This is a genomic window from Bifidobacterium sp. (assembly GCF_022647885.1).
Lineage (GTDB): Bacteria > Actinomycetota > Actinomycetes > Actinomycetales > Bifidobacteriaceae > Bombiscardovia.
The window spans coordinates 1,739,751-1,758,107 of record NZ_JALCLM010000001.1; the positions used below are offsets into that span (position 1 = coordinate 1,739,751).

The window sequence follows — 18,357 nt, forward strand, 5'->3', positions numbered from 1 at the left end:
TGGTGCCATATAGTGGTAATCACTGCGCCATAGGATACACGACTTTCTCAGTCACGTTTGATACGCGATTCGAAATACTCGAAAAATACCGTGTATGAGGCACAATAGTAAAGAACAACATGCGGAGGAAGTTGGTAAGCAGATGCCTGAAGAACCCATAAGGGTGGCCCATTTCGACCATGTCACTGACGAGGGCGATTTGGTATTCGTGTTCGATCATCGCCATTTCGCTGTGCGCATTGACGACACTCTCGAACGTGGTCTTATGGAAGCCAAACAGATTAGAGCAGAAGCCCAAGGTATAGTGCAGCCACAGGCCTCCTCAGCACTACCAATATCTTCGATTCAGTCGTATATCCGTGCTGGCATGGATACCGCGCGAGTGGCGCAACAATTCTCGGTGAACGAAGCGATAGTGAGACGTTTCTCCGCACCAGTTGAAACAGAAAAAAAATATGCAATAGAGCAATTTCTGAGCGTGTCTGCGCCTAAAAAATCCAAAGCCAGAAACAACGGCGAGCTAATCGAGGCTTCACTTCGTAATGCTCGCATCAGTCCTGCCAGTATCGCTTGGAATGCGACACGCCGAAATCACGAACCGTGGCACATTCATGCAAAATTTGAAGCCGCCGGACGCATGGTCAAAGCTGATTGGACGTGGGATATGCATGACAACAGCGTCAGTGCTTTGAACTCGACAGCTAAGCGTCTACTCGGTGAAAGTGACACGCGTCACGACATCCTCCCGACTTCAATGCGACAAGCACTTAATGGCAGAGGACCTACCCCATATGAGTGGATGGACGATGAGATATCCGGTGATGAGGCAAATGAAAGTGAAATTCCACCGGTAGTTCAAGAACATCGTCCGGCCATAGCGACTCCCCTAGCTCCCCATGCTGCGTCTGAGCAAACACCATCTATACCTGTTCCGACACCTAATGGAAATGCACGCAATTCAGCAAAAGATAGCAGCAAAACGTCGTCAAATAAGCAAGTATCAGCTCATAATGCAGGTGTCGCAGCAGCCGATACTTCCAACTCAGCTTCACAGCACAACTCGAAGGCTAATAACTCAGGTGAGTTCACTGGTTGGCTATATGGCAAATCTCGACAACAGGACGCTTCTGATAGTCAACCATCTGTCGCCGCTATAACGCCCTCAGTATCAACTGAACAATTCAAAGAAGTCTCTGAGGATGGGGACACTGCGCGGCGTGATAGTAAAGGCAGTGCCAAGAGTAACGAGCAGAATGTCACAAACCGCAAGTCAGGACGCTCTGCAGTACCAAGTTGGGATGAAATTCTCTTTGGAGACTAATCTGCTTATGCCACCACTCATTCTGATGGCATAGGCGCACATTCAGCACTCCCCTGCTTGCACGATGTGCGAATACACCAACGAATGCCTCAGGCAACATCAATCAAACAGGGAATATCCATCTCCATAAAGCTCTGAGAACCGTGAACGCTTGGTAATCGCGTGGCTTTATCACTTTGAGTACGACTATCCACAATCGTTGTCGCGCTTGATGTGCTCACGATGACGTTCCCAAGCATCTTGGTAACACGATCATCGACTATACCGAACAAACCTTCTTTGATTGCCTCATCTCTCGCCCATACTTGTGCGTGAGTCGACAGGTGTTGTTGCCATCTGTCGACCACACCTTCAACTTCACTTTCCTTCTGTGTATAGAGCATAGGGGTACGAGGTTCACCACCAACGAGCACTACATCTTGTAACAAGGCTTCATCGCCAGCAATATCTCGACGTTCCTGTGGCTGGGCAGAGATCATGCCATGATCTGCAACAATCACCATCAGCGTTCCCGCCGGTGCGCAACGCCTCAACATGGCCAACTGGGAGTCGATACCTTCAAAGGCTCCAATCCACTCATCAGAGTTCCAACCGTAGTTGTGACCGATTTTGTCTGCATCACGAATATAGAGATAGGTCAATCCAGGTGTTTTTGCCGCCTTACACGCCGCCAAAACCCGACTCTGTGCATTTGTCCCAGAAACATAGTGAGAACCCCTCAGAGCGGCTTGAGTTAAGGGAGAATTCGCAAATTTTGCCATACCACAGCTTGTAGCTCGCACGCCCTGTGAAGTCAACGATTCAAATATGGTCGGCTGACGCTGTAAATCGTGTGGTTCAGGGGCATTCTTGAATTGGATAAGCTGGCTCAATTCCCCTGTCTCACTATTTCGCTGTGTGTACCCTGTCATACCCGTTAGCCCCGGGCACGTTCCTGTGCCAAAAGTCCCCATTGCTGCCACCGTGGTACTGGGAAAGCACGTACTTATGGGACGTTGGTTAACACTGTCTTCCATCAATGAACGCATGTACGGAACATGCCCGAGTCGAATGTTGAGATTCCAAAATCCCATTCCATCAACCAACACCACAATTGCAGAAGTACAATCTGGGATGCCGAGGGCCCGTTGCAAAGCCTTCGGGTCATGATGCACCGCAGTCGCAACAGGGCACCCAATTGCAGCGCTTAGTGCTGGTAGCACTGAAGAAAGATGGAACGCGCCACCTCTTCGAAAACCATCAGCGCACAGAGGCGGGATTGAGTCACCATACTGTGCTAGCTCAGCCCTATGCAACAAGGCATTTGTGTCTGGAATCTCAATACTCATAGTATCCATTCAACCACTAGGGCTTTGCACAAATCTTTTACGGGCACAATATGCGGCTGCTCGCCCCTTCTGCACGCTTACTGAAGGCACGCCATAACCGTGGAAATATAGAGACAAACACTCGTCATTCCACTCAAACATCCATAGGTGTTGGATAATAGATGCCGGATTACAGCAACACAGGAGAGCACAACCGCATGGCATCGCGTCACAAAAGCAATACACCGGCATTCGATCCAAGGACTGTCAAAGAGCATATTGTTGAGACACCACTCAACGATGAAATGAGCAAGTCTTTCCTCGAGTACGCGTATTCGGTGATTTATGCCCGAGCCTTGCCTGATGCCAGAGATGGTCTCAAACCAGTGCAGCGGCGCATCATCTACCAAATGGGACAGATGAATCTCACACCTGACCGCGCTTATATGAAGTCTGCTCGCGTTGTTGGTGAGGTGATGGGAAAACTTCATCCTCATGGTGATTCCGCCATTTATGAAGCTATGGTTCGCTTGGCACAACCATTTGCCATGCGTTTACCACTTGTTGATGGACATGGTAACTTTGGCTCCCTTGACGACGGACCCGCAGCATCGAGATACACAGAAGCGCGCTTAGCTCCTGGTTCGTTAGGTATGAACGCAAATATCTCAGAGGAGACTGTCGATTTTGCACCAAATTACGACAATAAGCTGCAAGAACCACAGGTACTACCTGCCTCAATTCCCAACTTGCTAGTTAACGGCGCTTCAGGTATCGCCGTTGGTATGGCCACGAATATGATTACCCATAATCTTGGCGAAGTAGTTGAAGCTGCAAAATATGTGATGAACCATCCTCATGCGGATTTAGATGAGCTGATGCGCTTTGTACCTGGTCCTGATTTACCAGGCGGCGGTATCATCATTGGGCGCGAAGGTATTCGTAAGGCGTATCAAACTGGCCGTGGAGCCTTTGTTACGCGCTCAGCCACACACATTGAAAATGTGACGGCTCGGAAAAAAGCCATTGTAGTCACACAACTGCCTTATATGGTAGGCCCAGAGCGGGTACTAGAACGTATTTCTGAAGGTGTTAAAAACAGAAAGCTCGAAGGAATTTCGGGAGCAATCGATCTTACAGATCGGCACAACGGCACTAGGCTCGTCATCGAAATTAAAACTGGTTTTGATCCGAATGCCGTGTTGCTGCATCTCTTCAAACACACACCTCTTGAAGAGTCGTTCACCATTAATAATGTGGCTCTGGTCAATGGTCGGCCTCGAACTATGGGTTTACGTGAGCTCTTAGATGTCTGGATTGCTCATCGCCGTTCAGTGGTCAAACGTCGAAGCCAGTATCGTAAACGCAAAGCATTAGAACGTTTACATTTGGTTGAAGGTCTGCTCCTTGCATTGCTTGACATTGACGAAGTCATCGAGGTCATCAGAACGTCGGACGATGCAGAAGCAGCCAAGCAGCGACTCATCGCGGTTTTTGATCTTGATGAAATTCAGGCGCAGTACATCCTTGATCTGCGTTTACGTCGCTTGACTCGAATGAGCCGTATTGAGCTGGAATCAGAACGTGATGATTTAGTCAAGCGCATTGCTGAACTTGAACGCATACTATCTTCTGCAGCGGAATTAGATCATGTAGTCGTTACCGAGATGGATGAGGCTGTTGCACAATGGAATACGCCGCGTCGTACAGTGCTTCTTGACGAAGATCCTTCAGGAGCATTTTCTGCCGTAGCCAATAACCAGGACCAAGACTCAGCAACTTCGAATACCGCGAATATGAGCAGCACGCTCTCAGTGCTTTCCGCTTCGAACACTTCAGGAAAATCAGCCACTCCAACCGCACTACAAATTGAAGATACCCCGTGCGCCATAATGATGAGTGCCTCAGGGCTCATAGCACGTACCTCACCAACTGCCATTGACGCTTGGAATAGTCGTTCTCCTTCTGAGCGTAGAACCGCAGATGATCAGATTACTACCATATTTGCTACCACCACACGCTCAGATTACGGCCTGATTACCTCTACTGGCCGTTTGGTCATGGCCCATACAGCCGACTTACCCGCTCTGCCTTCCACCGCTGCATTAAGCGTTTCGGGTGGAGTCCAAGCGGATGAGTTGCTAGCCATGACTGACAGCACAGAAGCTACCCCAGACGAACGAGCGATTACTGCTGTGTCGCTGCAAGATACTGAGCCCTTAGCCATCGGCACCTCGTCCGGTGTAGTAAAGCGATGGAATAGAGAGTCCCCGACAACCATGGATTCGTGGACCATCATTGACTTGAAAGATCATGACAGCGTGGTGTTTGCAGCCCCCGCTGAAGATGATGATCGCCTAGTGATGATTTCTTCAGATTCCAGTTTGTTGACTTTTGAAGCATCACAAGTGCGCCCGCAAGGTCGCAATGCAGCTGGCATGTCAGGGATTAGATTGTCGGACAACACCAGAGTTATCTGCTTCAACGTCGTCTCAGCAGGGAAAATCGCTTGGACCTATGAAGAGGGCGATAATGGCTTGAGCTCTCAATCTGGAGCAGTTGTACTCACAGTAGCTGGTGACTCAGAAGCCTTGCCAGGTACCGAGAACGGCGCGGCCAAGCTCACCCCATTAGAGATGTATCCGGTTAAAGGACGTGGCACTGGTGGTGTGCGTTCTCAACGCTTCCTTAAAGGCCAAGATGAGCTGCTCTTAGCTTGGGTCGGCCCATGGCCTTTACACGCTTCCACAGCCTCTGGAACGGCGGTGGAGCTACCTCAGGTAGACATGCGCCGTGATGCATCAGGTCAGGAGCTCTCTGCACCTATTTCATATGTTGCATAGGGCACAATACTTGTTGTTGGTAGCTAGCAAGGCTGGCTACCAACAACTGCCAGTTCGTTGCATTACCATTCTCGAAGAGACATCCCATACCACTTCACGGTCGCACTATCGATATCCGAGTATCGAGTAGGGTAATTAGATTGTCTGTTGGGCAACTTGGGCTTTGATTCGTTGCATGCTCTCATGCATCACAATCATCAGTGCTAACAAGGCCATAAGATACCAAGGGAATAGGGCAATACTCACACTATTCGCAAGAAAACCAAACACTGGCGGCATCAATAGTGAACCAGTGTAAGCGCTTGCCATTTGCACCCCGACAATCGCCTGAGAACGTTCTGCACCAAAGGTTTCAGGGGTGGAATGAATCACGCATGGATACACCGGTGCACATCCAAGGCCAAGCACAACTAAACCACCCAACACACCGAATCCTCCACTAATGGGCAGCATAATCATCAGTAAGCCACAAGCCATGACTGTGTAGCCGATACGTATCATCGTTGCATCATTAAACTGCATCGTCAGGAAACCGCTTAGTGCACGTCCCACAGTGATACCGATATAGAACATGCTGGCCCAAGACGCTGCAGAGCTAACCGAAATACCTCGGTAGGTCACCATATAACTGCTCGCCCATAGTCCAGCTGTGGTTTCTATTGCACAATAACAAAAGAACATCACCAATACTTGACTCGCTGCAGGAATGCGCAAAATTTCTCGCACACTCAACGTGGTTGGACGCTGTTTTGACGATAATGCTTCTGCAGCATTCGTAGAAGTCTCTAGCTTCGGCGAAACAGCACTATCTGAAGCTGAACCACTACTCACGCTTGTTGTAGGTCTCTGCTTCCACAGCGGCACGCTAAACACCAACACCACTGTTAAGAGAATTTGAAGGATGGCAATATACCTATACCCACCCTGCCAACTTTGCCCGCGAGTTAAAGCAAACCCCATGATGTATGGTCCGATTGACGCGCCCACACCCCACATACAGTGCAGCCAGCTCATATGTCGACTGGCATAGTGCAGAGCTACGTAATTGTTGAGTGCAGCATCTACTCCTCCAGCGCCTAGGCCATAGGGTATAGCAACTAGACAAAGTTGCCAGTAGCTTGTCGATACAGAGAAGCCGAACAACGCCAGTGCCGTAAGGAGAACTGACATTGCGGTGACTTTTCCTGCTCCAAAACGTAAAGTGATGCGGTCACTAAGCAATGCGGAGATAATCGTTCCCATGGCTATAACCACTGAAATGCCACCGGCATAAGATATGGGAACACCAAAGCCTTGATACATTGAAGGCCATGCTGCGCCAAGTAATGAATCGGGGAGCCCTAAGCTAATAAATGCCAGATATATCACTGCAAGAAGCAACGTTGCCATGCTGTTAATAACCCCCACGGATACTCAATCAACCATCGTTGATCAGCCGAATTCCACACTCAAGGACCTCATTCTATCGACAAGGTGCAGAAAAACTCGCCATTTCTCCTCCTAAACCCCTCCGAACTTCGTTTGTGTAGGGATTATTGAGGAAACGGGTACTATCCGACAGGCTGAAAGCCCGGCATTGCGCCATTTGTCGTCTTTAAAACGATTGCTTCGCGATCGTAATCCCTACACAAAAGAATTCGTTCACGCATATGCATGATCACTCAGTATCATCCTCAACATATTCGAGCACTTCACCAGGTTGACACTGCAATACTCGACATATTTCATCAAGTGTCGAAAAACGTATTGCTTTCGCTCTACCATTTTTCAATACTGAAACATTCACCGGGGTAATACCTATAGCGGTAGCAAAATCATTCACCGACATTTTTCGACGGGCGAGAACAACGTCAAGATTTACACGTATAGCCATGTTAAATCACCGCTTCCAACTCACCATGTTGCTGCGTTGCAGTCACCAGCAAATTGCGCATCACCACCATTAACAAGATAAAAGCCACCTCAATTATCACGAATACTAGCAATGCCAGTAGTAGTCCCAGCGGTCCTAATTGAGCTACCAGTCCAGCATGAATCAGTAAGCCACCGGTGAGCACTGTGGCAGCACACGCTGAAACAATAATGACATCAACCCACCTGAATGAGCCATCAGAAAAAACACTCCCTCTGCCAGCTTTCGAAAGCAATTGCCACAGTGCAATCAAGGCGACTTCAAAGCATACGATAATCAGCACCGTAACAATGAGGTACGGTACACGTAAATAAGCGTGAGTTGGGTCTTGAACAGCATATTCATCAGATATTTCGGGCAGCAACCACAACTGAGCAGCAATGCCCACACATTGAAGTATTGCGATAATCACCTTTAAGACCCCTAATAACCAACCCTGTAAAGACCGTCGCTGGTTAGTACCTCCTTGTTCAGCTTGCGCTTCCACCTTCTTATTCAACGTTGCCATGTGTTGCCCCCTCCATATTGGTATCCCCGATCTCTCTCATCCATCTCTGACCTTGAAACTACGTTATGAAACAGTTCTACTACAAAGTATCGCTTATCAATATGTTTCTATCGTATCTCAATAGCATTCAATTTGAAGAATCAGTGATAAATCGAAATACAATAGATTATTATCGATTTTCGATAGATTATGCTCGACTTGGAATCATCCTATGCGGAAGCACACAACAACGGCAGAGAAAGGCAACTCGTGAACAATTCTGAACAAGCAAATACGCAAGCACAGCCATCGTTTGCCGAAGCCACACCACCACATGTCACAGAGGCGGCGCAGCACGGAAGCCCACCGCCCGACTCGCAGCAGACACCGCAATCACCGCAATCACCGCAACACCACCAGTCATCAAACATGTTGTTCGGGCAACCGCCCCTAGGAATTTCTCCAGTCCAATCAGCACTCTCCCATACCAGAGAATACGTCCTGCTAGCTCTCTCATTCATAGCTGCCTTGGGCGTAGACAGAATGATTCTTGCACCGTCATCGAGCACAACGCAGCTTCGCTGCTACGCCATATTTTGGATACTTTGGGTGCTGCTCTTTACTGGAGTCTTCTGGTCGCATGTCCACCGTAAACCATACTCATGGCTGGCGGGCATCAGTATTGTGCTGCTCTGTATATGGTTACTACTCTCAGACGCTGGACAGCATTATCACAACAATCCAGAATATACAGCACTGTGTATCTTGAGCATTCCAGCACTAGCGATGATGCACCTGCAAATATCTAGCGCAGATTTCAGTGTGCACACACCAGCACGAACAGCTCTCAATTGGCTCTCTGGTTGCTTCGTACAACCGTTCACCGCAATATCGCAACTGCGCTCTCCCCTCACTGCAATATGGCATACCGAAGATCGAGACACACGCAAATCTAGGCTGCGCGTTACGGCAATGTCAATACTCGTCGGCATTCCAATACTTGGCTTATTGACGGCATTGCTGACCTCAGCAGATATCGTATTTAAACAAGGCGTAAACGCCATTATTGGGGACATTGATCTATCTATGATCGCTATGCATGCCTTCATCGTCGGAGTGCTCACTATATGTTGCTACTCTCTCCTGTTCAATAGCGATACTAGGAATTCCTACAAGGAGCCACAGCATACACAGTCACTCAATACACAGTCACTTCATACACAGTCACCCAGCACGCAACTACAAGAGACACCATCACAGACTCTAAACAACACCGCAATCAAGGACCTTCAAATCACCGAGGGGAATGTCACCTCTTCATTCAGCAAGCACCAACCCTTTAACCCTTCAGTGTGTCTGATTGTACTCATCGCTGTATTGGCACTGTATTCAGCCTTTAGTGCGATTCAATTTACCTTCTTATTTGCACGTCAAGGTCTTCCAGATGGTTACACTTACGCTGAGTATGCCAGACAAGGTTTTTGGCAATTACTCGCTGTTACCGTCATCAATCTCATCGGCTTCGGTTTAGTGTTGATCTATAGCCCGCGCAAACCCGTGCTTGACGCTTTGCTCGTTGGCTTAATCATGGCTACGGCGGTAGTGCTATCGTCTTCAGCGCTGCGACTCAGTTTGTACATCAATGCATATGGATTAACCTGGCTCAGACTTGCCTCACTACTCTTCATGGGACTCGTCTCAATGATTCTCATATTGAGTATTGCACGTTTGCGTTTTCAGCGTTTACCTTTGCTGACTCTTTGCGCCACGCTCTTTGTCTGTTGGTTCGTGCTCTTGGGATATCTCAATCCGTCCGCCATAATCGATTCATTCAATATGACGCATGAATTTACCCAAGTTGCACAGCTATAACAGCATTGGTGATTTACCAGAAGACTTAGGATCAGGTGTCGATTTTGCTTCGATCGAAGTCATCAGCATTGTCAACAATGAATTGCTTTCGTGGCGGTACGTCGTCACCCATGAGCAGAGAAAAGACATCGGACGCATGTTCCGCATCTTCCATCCGAATTCTTCTAAGCATGCGTGAACGAGGATCCATGGTTGTATCAGCGAGCTGATCCGCATCCATTTCACCTAGACCCTTGTACCGCTGAATATCTTCATGGAAATCAACACGCTGTTTCTTCAACTCCGCAAGCTTTCCAGCAAGTTCATCGTCGGAATAGGTGTAGATATATTCGCCTTTACGCTTACCTGCGAGCGCTATACGGTGTAGCGGAGGAACAGCAGCATACACATGTCCTGCCTGAACTAGAGGCCTCATGTATCGATAGAACAGGGTTAGCAGCAGAATTCGTATGTGCGCACCATCCACATCAGCATCCGTCATCATAATAACTTTGTTGTACCGAGACTGCGTGATATCAAAGCTAGCTCCAGATCCAGCTCCTATCACTTGAATAATGGCAGCACACTCTTTATTGGAGAGCATCTGGGACACTGAGGCCTTTTGAACATTAAGAATTTTTCCTCGGATGGGCAACAATGCCTGAAACATCGAGTTGCGAGCAGCCTTCGCAGTGCCCAATGCGGAATCCCCCTCCACAATGAACAATTCAGCAATATCATCATTGCCTGGCTGCGAGTCTGAAAGTTTGGCAGGCATTGATGCTGATTCGAGAGCATTCTTGCGTCTGGTAACTTCTTTCGTTTTCCTAGCTTGCACACGGGCATGCATCTCGCCAACAATTTTCTCAAGCACGCGCGAAGACTGATCTTTGAATCCACGGCGTGAACCTGAAACCATCTCACCAAATTGCTTATCAGTCATTCTGGTAACGATGGGCTTTACTTGAGCTGTACCGAGTACATCTTTCGTCTGCCCCTGAAACTGCGGTTCAGCGATGCGCACAGTTACCACTGCCACAAGCCCTGCTAAGACATCATCACGTTCAATTTTGGTGTGTGAATCTTTGAGATTCACCTTCAGCTTACGGGCGTTACTTTCTACATATTTACGAATTTGCTTAGTCAGCGCATTCATAAATCCATCTACATGCATGCCGCCACCAGGTGTTTCAACCACGTTTACAAAGCTCATTAAGGTGGTGTCATAACCGTTAATCCACCGAAGTGCGATATCTACGCCACACTTGCGGTGTACCTTTTCAGCGTGGAGCTGCCCGCCCTCGACAACCTTCTGTGTTTCTTCCTCATATTCACCTTCGCCAGAAATATGCCAAATATCGTTGACGGGCTCACCTTTAGAGAGGAAATCAACAAAATCTACAACTCCACCGGTATGGAGGAATTCTTGAATTCGAGGATGTTGAGCGCTTTCATGATGCGTTGATGCAGCTGTCTCAGCCGCATCAATTGCTGTGTTTTGCGACTCTTGCGGCTTCTCCTCATCGTCTATCTCGACACTATTATCAAGATCACTCAGGGAGGCGCTTAGCGAAGTCTCTTCTTCGTCAGACTCTGCCTCAGTATCTTCAACATCTTGTGCTTCTTCTGAATCGATTGGATCCAGTTCATCTAGTGCGCTAGATTCCTGCTGATCAGAGAAAGCAGATGCAGCCAGATTGCTTTCACTGCCAGCGTGTTCAGTGTCAACGTTCTCATCAATAACACTAATTTTTAGACCAGGAACAAGGAAACTAGTTTGTCGCACACGCTCAATTAACTGCTGATAACTAAAATGTGCTGTGGTGTTGAAAATCTCAGGATCAGCCCAATACCGAATGCGAGTACCAGTTTTCTTCGCTGAGACTTTGCCGACGACACGTAGTTCGGTAGGTTTATTGCGACGCGTGCGCTTAAAGTTCGCATCAGGAGAAGGATTTTCTGGATCTGTATCATCAAAAACCCCTGGATGCCCCTGTTTGAATTCCATTCGATAGGTGTTGCCATCACGGTCAACTTCAACGTCGAAACGAACACTCAAGGCATTAACTACAGATGACCCAACACCATGTAGACCACCGACGGCATTATATGAAGAATCTCCAAATTTTGCACCCGCATGGAGCTTAGTAAGCACCACTTCCACACCAGTCAAACCTGTTTTGGGTTCAACATCAACTGGAATACCTCGGCCATTATCTGCCACGCTGATTGAGCCATCTTTATGCAAGGTAACGACGATGTCATTGCAAGCACCCGCCAAGGCCTCATCGACGGAATTATCAATAATTTCCCACAGGCAATGCATCAAACCTTGGCTATCGGTTGTGCCGATATACATGCCAGGTCGCTTGCGAACCGCATCAAGCCCCTCGAGAATGGTCAGACTTTGTGCACCATAGGATTTCGCCATTAATTATCTCCGCTAATCATTGTGTTGTAGTCATCAGGATAGCCACACGAAAACGCGACCTATGAAATTGCACAGGTCGCGCTATCGAATACATCCTGCATACTCACTGATCCAAGAAGTCACGCAGGGTTTGAGACCTCGACGGATGTCGCAACTTGGACATGGTCTTGGATTCTATCTGGCGGATACGCTCACGAGTTACGCCGTAGACTCGACCGATATCATCGAGGGTTTTAGGCTGACCGTCCTCAAGTCCGTAACGCATCTTAATAACTCCGGCCTCACGAGGGCTAAGAGTCTCGAGTACTTGTTTGAATTGCTCCTGTAACAGTGAAAATGCCACTGCATCTGAGGGGGCTATGGCGTCGGTATCCTCAATCAAATCACCGAACTCTGAGTCGCCATCCTCGCCGAGTGGGGTATGCAGAGAAATTGGTTCGCGTCCGTACTTTTGGACTTCCTGAACTTTCTCGACTGGCATATCCAACTCTCGCGCCAACTCATCAGGCGTTGGCTCGCGCCCCAAGTCCTGCAGCATCTGGCGTTGAACACGAGATAGTTTGTTAATTACTTCCACCATGTGTACTGGCACACGGATAGTTCTCGCTTGATCAGCCATGGCGCGTGTAATTGCCTGACGAATCCACCATGTTGCATAGGTAGAGAACTTAAAGCCCTTCTTCCAATCAAACTTCTCCACTGCACGAATTAATCCGAGGTTGCCTTCCTGGATCAAATCCAGGAATAACATCCCACGACCCGTGTATCGCTTAGCTAGTGAAACCACCAATCGAAGATTAGCTTCGAGCAGATGATCCTTAGCTTTTTTCCCATCTGATGAGGCCCACTTCAGTTCTCGCTTACGTTTGAATTCAAGCGAATCGCTTTCAGTATCAATGATATGTTGAGCAAACAGTCCTGCTTCAATCCTTTCAGAAAGATCAACTTCCTGCTCAGCGTTCAACAGACTCACTCGACCTATTTGCTTGAGATAATCCTTAACTGGATCAGCGGTGGCTCCAGTGGCAACCACCCTGCGCTTAGGATTGCCAGAAGGTACGGTGTTCTCGTCATCTTCTGAATCATTGACAACAAAAGCACCCTTGGCCTTGACTACCTCTTCTTTTTTGGAATTCTGATCATCATCGTCATCATCGCTGATGTCATCATCATCTTGAGCATCTTCAGAATCATCGTCATCATCAGATTCGTTGGTGTCGCTGTCGTCGTCATCTTCTAACGAATCGTCGATATCGCTGATATCGTCGTCATCCTCCGGCTGCTCTATATCGTTCTCAGCTTCAGCGGTCTTAGATTTCCGCGATGAGCTACCTGCCTTTTTGCGTTTGGCTGGAGCTTTTCGCGTTTTCTTGGCAGTAGTATCAGACACCGCCGCGCTATCGTCAGCCTCGTCTGTTGCTGCGACTGAGGTATCCCCATTATCAACGTCAGAAGCAGCTACCGCAGCTGTCTTGCTCTTACGCAAAGTGCTTGAGTGCTTCGCCGCCTTGGATGTCTTGGCTCGAGAGGCAGTCGTCTTCGTTGTTGCGGTCGACGCCGTCGCTGTTTCGATGGTGTTCTTCTCAGCCGTCGTATCCTTAATGGCCAACATTTCCTCCTGGATGATCCTGCCCATGCGCCTAGCACGAAGGCACACTTATGACAAGGGCAAATTGTCAACTAATAGAGTGAACCATCTTGCAAGGACGATTATTCCCGATGTCGATGTTTTTCTGTCCCTTTCGGACTAATATTATGCTCCAAGGCGCAAAGCACAATAGAAGCTAAGGAACACCCGCTGTCCAGTGATAAGGCCTGTTGAGCATACGATACAGCTGCAGCATCACCCAACCACCAGTTAATATATGCAATTGTTGCCAGTGCTTGACTTCGATATTCTTGTGGAACCATCGTGCACATCAAACTCAACGCTGCAATGCCATTCCTGCAACGAAGCACGGCGGAGGAACCCTGCTGTTGGTGAAAGGCAATATCCAACTGTGAAGCCATGAAAATAACCTGTTCACTGTGATGAGGTCTAGACGCCAGTAATTTCAGCTTGCCAACACTAATATTCATGATGTCACCATGAGAATCGGTAATAGTAACCCCTCTCAGAAGAGTCAATATCAACACGTCACGAATTGATAACACTTCTGAAATTCCAATTGCGAGATATGCCAGCCACGCTGCATCTTCTGGCGTCTGAGGTTGCTCACATGAGTCTGACGTAATCCACTTCAGCCAATCATCTAAAAGTTCATCGATCCAATATTCGATGGCGTATTGCATGCCATATTGCCTTCGTAAATCGCCAAATAATTGCTGATATTCGTGCATTTGAATCAGAGAGAAGCTCACGGTCCCCTCAAGAGGTAGAGGACCATTATTGTTAAAGGGAGTAGATACACATGGTACTTTCACAGAGTGCACGCCGGTTCTACTGTGGAAATCAACTGCTGTATCGTCTTTGTCTCCATCAACGTTTACGGCCTGATGCTGCTCATTCATGAATTGTCCACCTTGCTGTGATACGTGCATATCCCCGAAGTGCTAGTAGGACTACAACAGCAACGAGAATACGAATGATGATGTGACTATGGCAACTTCGCCAGCTTCGAACAAGATCTGTTTGCTGTTGTGGTCAAATAAGGCTGTTGTTAGTGTTTATGGGGACATATCTCTGGTTTTGCACACCCTTGTGGATAGTCTCATACTTATGGATTCAGCTACGGATATTCCCATTATGGAAGCCAAGATTGATTATCTGCTAAAGCGCTATATCTCTTCCGACGAACTAGGCACCATTGCGAGCCCTTGTAATCTCGTGTTAGATTCGGTTCTCCAACAGGCTCGTATATCCAGTCAGGGAGGAAAACGACTGCGCGCTTTGCTTACTCTGGCAACTTTTGATGCGGCGAGTCATGCAAACGATAAGTTCAAGCAGTTAGCCGAACGACGAAAGAATGTTATAGATCTGGCCTGTGCCATCGAAGTATTCCAAACAGGCGCTTTGGTGCATGATGACATTATCGATGATTCCGACTTACGTAGAGGAAAACCCTCTGCGCATGTTGCTCTATCGAGAACTTTAAGCAGCTCAGATACCTTATCCACTATCTCAACTCCCCCTTTACAGAGCGCAGTGCTTGACCAGAAAGCGGAAACTGCCTTCGGCAAGGGATTAGGCATCATGTTGGGAGACATACTTGCAACTGCGAGTATCTCAATTGCCCATCGTGCTTGTGAATCACTCTCTGAGCTTTACTCCACAGTTATCAATAAGGACACTGAAAGTCAGCTCCCCTCTGAGGATGAGCACACTGAACGCAACCATACTGCAAGTGACCACCATGTATGTAGCACTACCACTTACAACACTGCTGCTGGTCAATCTGCAAACGATATGCTCAATGCTTTTCTGTCAATGCATCGTGAAGTTGAGATAGGTCAAGTTCTCGATCTTGGTGTTGAACACGTTCCACTTGATAATCCAGACCAACTCATCACAGCATCGCTCAGCGTGTTCCGATGGAAAACCGCCAGTTATACCACTATCGCACCTATCGAACTTGGATTATTAGCGGCAGGCTTTGAAGCAACAACAGCTCGCAGCAATGCTTTAGCCATAGGTACCAAACTCGGTTTGGCCTTCCAATTAGCGGATGACTTACTCGACGTTATCGGCGATAGCACGCATACGGGCAAACCTGTTGGCGGAGATATCCGCGAAGGTAAACGAACGGTTCTACTCGCAGACGCATTGGCTGGCGCGCATGGCGCTGATCGACAATTCTTATCCTCCGTTTATGAGGACAGTCATCGCACAGATGAAGAGGTTACACACACCATTGACCTCTTCCACAGCACAGGTGCCATAGAACACTCACAGCAACGCATAGCTGAACTGTGGCAAGAGTCTTCAGCTGCGTTGACTTCGTCAAGTATCAGTCTTGGCTTAGATTCACAGGCAGAGGACCTACTTCGCAACACGTGTGCACAATTCATCCCTGAAGAGCTGCGAGAACTGTGATTCGAAGGTCACGAAGTGTAATTTTAGACAAGACCGAGAAGATATCGAATGCCTTTCGGCATCAACGACCGTAGGATACAAGCATGAGTGAAGAGGGACTACAGCCGCAAGGAGTCACGCTTGACGGGCGATATCGCATCATACGGCGTATCGCTGAGGGCGGCATGGCCACAGTGTATGAGGCTCTTGATGAGCGTTTGTCCCGTGAAGTAGCTATTAAAATCATGCACCAGCAACTTGCTCAGGGACCCCATCGCGAACAATTTGTTGAACGCTTTCACAGAGAAGTCCGTTCTGCAGCTTCCATAGCTAGCCCACATATCGTTCAAGTTTATGACAGTGGTGAATACCAAGGTCGAAACTATTTGGTCATGGAATACGTGCGCGGAGTAAATCTCAGATATGAGATGAATCTTCAGAGCACCTTCAGTGTGCACGAAACACTACGAATCATCAGAGAGACACTAGAAGGTTTAGCCTCTGCACATGAATCAGGCGTCATTCATCGAGATATCAAACCGGAGAACATCTTACTCAATACTCGTGGTCATGTGCAGATCACTGATTTCGGTTTAGCCAAGGCAGTCTCACAAGCAACACTTTCCACAACAGGTATGTTGCTTGGAACGGCCGCATATTTAGCACCTGAGATGATTGAGCATAATCAAGCCACTAAGCAAGGCGATCTATATGCAGTTGGGATCATTGCTTACGAGATGATTACAGGAGCTGTTCCATTCGCTAGTAATAATCCTGTCACCTTAGCTTTCAAACATGTTCATGAAGATGTACCTCAACTGCTTCAGATTTGTGACGGCATTGACCCATCAGTCTCTGCATTGGTGAAACAGCTTTGTGAGCGGATACCTGATGCTCGTCCGCAAGATGCAGAAGCTGCTTTACAACTACTCAACAGCTGTGAGAAACAGCTCACCCCCGAGGCCGGCCTATTCACCATGTCCGCGCCAACTCAAGGTCAAAGCGAGCAAATCCTCCCCACCGTGCACCAACAGATCGGTGTTGCGTCTACATTGCCTTTGAATCCACCAGCACCGCACCCTGATACAACAATCAATCTCAATCACGTACAACCGCAAGCTAATCTCAGCGAAACAACTTCCGAGTCTGCTACGCTGTCGTCGCCAAACACTGGAATCGAGAAACAGGCTGACAGCAAGAGCAAACGCCCTGTGATCCTCGTTGCCATTCTCACTGCAGTAGTTCTTCTCATTGCAGGAGCAAGTGCAGCATGGTGGTATTTTCTCGGTCCTGGTAGCTATTGGAGTGTTCCTCAACCTACTGATATTTCGTGCAACTCCGAAAGTGTATGCAATATTTCGGGTGCTGAATTCTCGAAGTATGAAAGCACTCTGAAGATCAGCGGCATCAATTACTCAACTAGTGAAGCATTCAGCGATACCGTCGCCAAAGGTAATATCATTTCCGCTACGCCTGAGGCTGTTGGTTCACACGTCAGTAAGCGAGGTGGAAGCTTACAAATCGTCATTTCGCAAGGAATACAGCAGGCCACCATTCCCTCATCTCTCCTTGACCCGAATACTGATGTAGGGAAAAAGCCACTTGAAGCGCTCAAAGCAGCGGGTTTTACCGCCATCACGCATGAGGAAAATAAGGACGAATTTAATCTTGATATTCCTGAAGGTGCGGCAATTAGTGTCTCCCCGAAGCCAGGAAGCACAGTGAATCATAATGCTGAGGTAACAGTGGTGCTATCCAAAGGCCCAAAGCCTGTAAGCATGCCAGATGTAATTGGAGAGACGAAAGACTCAGCACAACAGCAGCTGCAAGAAGCACGTTTGACAGTGACTTACACCGAAGATTGGTCAGACAACATAGATAAGGGTAAGGTTATATCCGCTACACAGCAAGCTGGAGCCCAACTTCACTGGGGTGACGCGGTGAGCGTTGTGGTATCCAAAGGCCCACAGACAGTTACTATGCCTGATGTACGTGGGCAAGATGCAGATGAAGCCACCGAAACGCTGAAATCCTTAGGATTTGAAGTCAACATTTCGGCTCCTCTAGGTGATCTCACTCATACCGTACGTTTACAAAGTCCTGACCCTGGACAGACTGTAAGACTCAGAGACAAGAATGGGAAGGCTACAGTCATTACTCTCACTGTAGTGTAATCTCAACTGCACCATATGT

Annotated in this window: 12 protein-coding genes; 5 read left to right on the plus strand and 7 right to left on the minus strand. The window is 48.0% G+C overall.

Going from position 1 to position 18,357, the window contains the following annotated elements; translation table 11 throughout:
* Positions 1 to 94 precede the first annotated feature (94 nt).
* A complete protein-coding gene (gene sepH / locus LKI20_RS07390; RefSeq protein WP_291772270.1) occupies positions 95 to 1,321 on the plus strand; it encodes a septation protein SepH in 1,227 nt (408 codons plus the stop codon).
* An 89-nt stretch (positions 1,322 to 1,410) separates the two neighbouring features.
* On the opposite strand, the gene LKI20_RS07395 is transcribed toward sepH, so the two are convergent.
* Positions 1,411 to 2,649 carry an alkaline phosphatase family protein gene (locus tag LKI20_RS07395; protein WP_434734914.1) on the minus strand — a complete coding sequence of 413 codons (1,239 nt, stop codon included), beginning with the start codon at positions 2,647 to 2,649 and terminating at the stop codon, positions 1,411 to 1,413.
* Between the two features lie 197 nt (positions 2,650 to 2,846).
* Between LKI20_RS07395 and LKI20_RS07400 the strand changes: the two genes are divergently transcribed.
* Positions 2,847 to 5,471, plus strand: coding sequence for a DNA gyrase/topoisomerase IV subunit A (locus LKI20_RS07400; RefSeq protein ID WP_291772275.1), 2,625 nt, complete (start codon positions 2,847 to 2,849; stop codon positions 5,469 to 5,471).
* Positions 5,472 to 5,606: 135 nt separating this feature from the next.
* Here the strand turns inward: LKI20_RS07400 and LKI20_RS07405 are convergent, their stop codons facing one another.
* The 3 genes from LKI20_RS07405 to LKI20_RS07415 form a co-directional block, all read right to left on the minus strand.
* On the minus strand, positions 5,607 to 6,860 hold the full coding sequence (locus tag LKI20_RS07405; protein WP_291772278.1) for an MFS transporter: 1,254 nt from the start codon (positions 6,858 to 6,860) through the stop codon (positions 5,607 to 5,609).
* Positions 6,861 to 7,128: 268 nt separating this feature from the next.
* The gene (locus LKI20_RS07410) at positions 7,129 to 7,344 is read right to left on the minus strand and encodes a helix-turn-helix domain-containing protein (RefSeq protein WP_291772281.1); all 216 of its coding nucleotides are present in this window, start codon (positions 7,342 to 7,344) and stop codon (positions 7,129 to 7,131) included.
* A 1-nt stretch (position 7,345) separates the two neighbouring features.
* Positions 7,346 to 7,891, minus strand: coding sequence for a DUF2975 domain-containing protein (locus tag LKI20_RS07415; RefSeq protein WP_291772284.1), 546 nt, complete (start codon positions 7,889 to 7,891; stop codon positions 7,346 to 7,348).
* 249 nt (positions 7,892 to 8,140) lie between these two features.
* Between LKI20_RS07415 and LKI20_RS07420 the strand changes: the two genes are divergently transcribed.
* Positions 8,141 to 9,742, plus strand: coding sequence for a DUF4153 domain-containing protein (locus LKI20_RS07420; RefSeq protein ID WP_291772287.1), 1,602 nt, complete (start codon positions 8,141 to 8,143; stop codon positions 9,740 to 9,742).
* A gap of 31 nt (positions 9,743 to 9,773) precedes the next feature.
* Here the strand turns inward: LKI20_RS07420 and LKI20_RS07425 are convergent, their stop codons facing one another.
* The 3 genes from LKI20_RS07425 to LKI20_RS07435 form a co-directional block, all read right to left on the minus strand.
* On the minus strand, positions 9,774 to 12,152 hold the full coding sequence (locus LKI20_RS07425) for a DNA gyrase/topoisomerase IV subunit B (protein WP_291772290.1): 2,379 nt from the start codon (positions 12,150 to 12,152) through the stop codon (positions 9,774 to 9,776).
* 103 nt (positions 12,153 to 12,255) lie between these two features.
* Positions 12,256 to 13,764, minus strand: a complete 1,509-nt coding sequence (locus LKI20_RS07430; RefSeq protein ID WP_291773441.1) for an RNA polymerase sigma factor — start codon at positions 13,762 to 13,764, stop codon at positions 12,256 to 12,258.
* Between the two features lie 98 nt (positions 13,765 to 13,862).
* Positions 13,863 to 14,663 (minus strand): hypothetical protein, encoded by an 801-nt coding sequence (locus tag LKI20_RS07435; RefSeq protein WP_291772293.1) that lies wholly within the window; start codon positions 14,661 to 14,663, stop codon positions 13,863 to 13,865.
* 88 nt (positions 14,664 to 14,751) lie between these two features.
* Between LKI20_RS07435 and LKI20_RS07440 the strand changes: the two genes are divergently transcribed.
* The gene (locus LKI20_RS07440) at positions 14,752 to 16,185 is read left to right on the plus strand and encodes a polyprenyl synthetase family protein (RefSeq protein ID WP_291772296.1); all 1,434 of its coding nucleotides are present in this window, start codon (positions 14,752 to 14,754) and stop codon (positions 16,183 to 16,185) included.
* 83 nt (positions 16,186 to 16,268) lie between these two features.
* Positions 16,269 to 18,338 (plus strand): Stk1 family PASTA domain-containing Ser/Thr kinase, encoded by a 2,070-nt coding sequence (locus LKI20_RS07445; protein ID WP_291772300.1) that lies wholly within the window; start codon positions 16,269 to 16,271, stop codon positions 18,336 to 18,338.
* The last annotated feature ends 19 nt before the right edge of the window (positions 18,339 to 18,357 follow it).

Coding starts and splice junctions, on each gene's coding strand:
- sepH (WP_291772270.1), top strand. CDS start 95: ATGAGGCACAATAGTAAAGAACAACATGCGGAGGAAGTTGGTAAGCAG.
- LKI20_RS07395 (WP_434734914.1), bottom strand. CDS start 2,649: ATGAGTATTGAGATTCCAGACACAAATGCCTTGTTGCATAGGGCTGAG.
- LKI20_RS07400 (WP_291772275.1), top strand. CDS start 2,847: ATGGCATCGCGTCACAAAAGCAATACACCGGCATTCGATCCAAGGACT.
- LKI20_RS07405 (WP_291772278.1), bottom strand. CDS start 6,860: ATGGCAACGTTGCTTCTTGCAGTGATATATCTGGCATTTATTAGCTTA.
- LKI20_RS07410 (WP_291772281.1), bottom strand. CDS start 7,344: ATGGCTATACGTGTAAATCTTGACGTTGTTCTCGCCCGTCGAAAAATG.
- LKI20_RS07415 (WP_291772284.1), bottom strand. CDS start 7,891: ATGGCAACGTTGAATAAGAAGGTGGAAGCGCAAGCTGAACAAGGAGGT.
- LKI20_RS07425 (WP_291772290.1), bottom strand. CDS start 12,152: ATGGCGAAATCCTATGGTGCACAAAGTCTGACCATTCTCGAGGGGCTT.
- LKI20_RS07430 (WP_291773441.1), bottom strand. CDS start 13,764: ATGTTGGCCATTAAGGATACGACGGCTGAGAAGAACACCATCGAAACA.
- LKI20_RS07435 (WP_291772293.1), bottom strand. CDS start 14,663: ATGAATGAGCAGCATCAGGCCGTAAACGTTGATGGAGACAAAGACGAT.
- LKI20_RS07440 (WP_291772296.1), top strand. CDS start 14,752: ATGGCAACTTCGCCAGCTTCGAACAAGATCTGTTTGCTGTTGTGGTCA.
- LKI20_RS07445 (WP_291772300.1), top strand. CDS start 16,269: ATGAGTGAAGAGGGACTACAGCCGCAAGGAGTCACGCTTGACGGGCGA.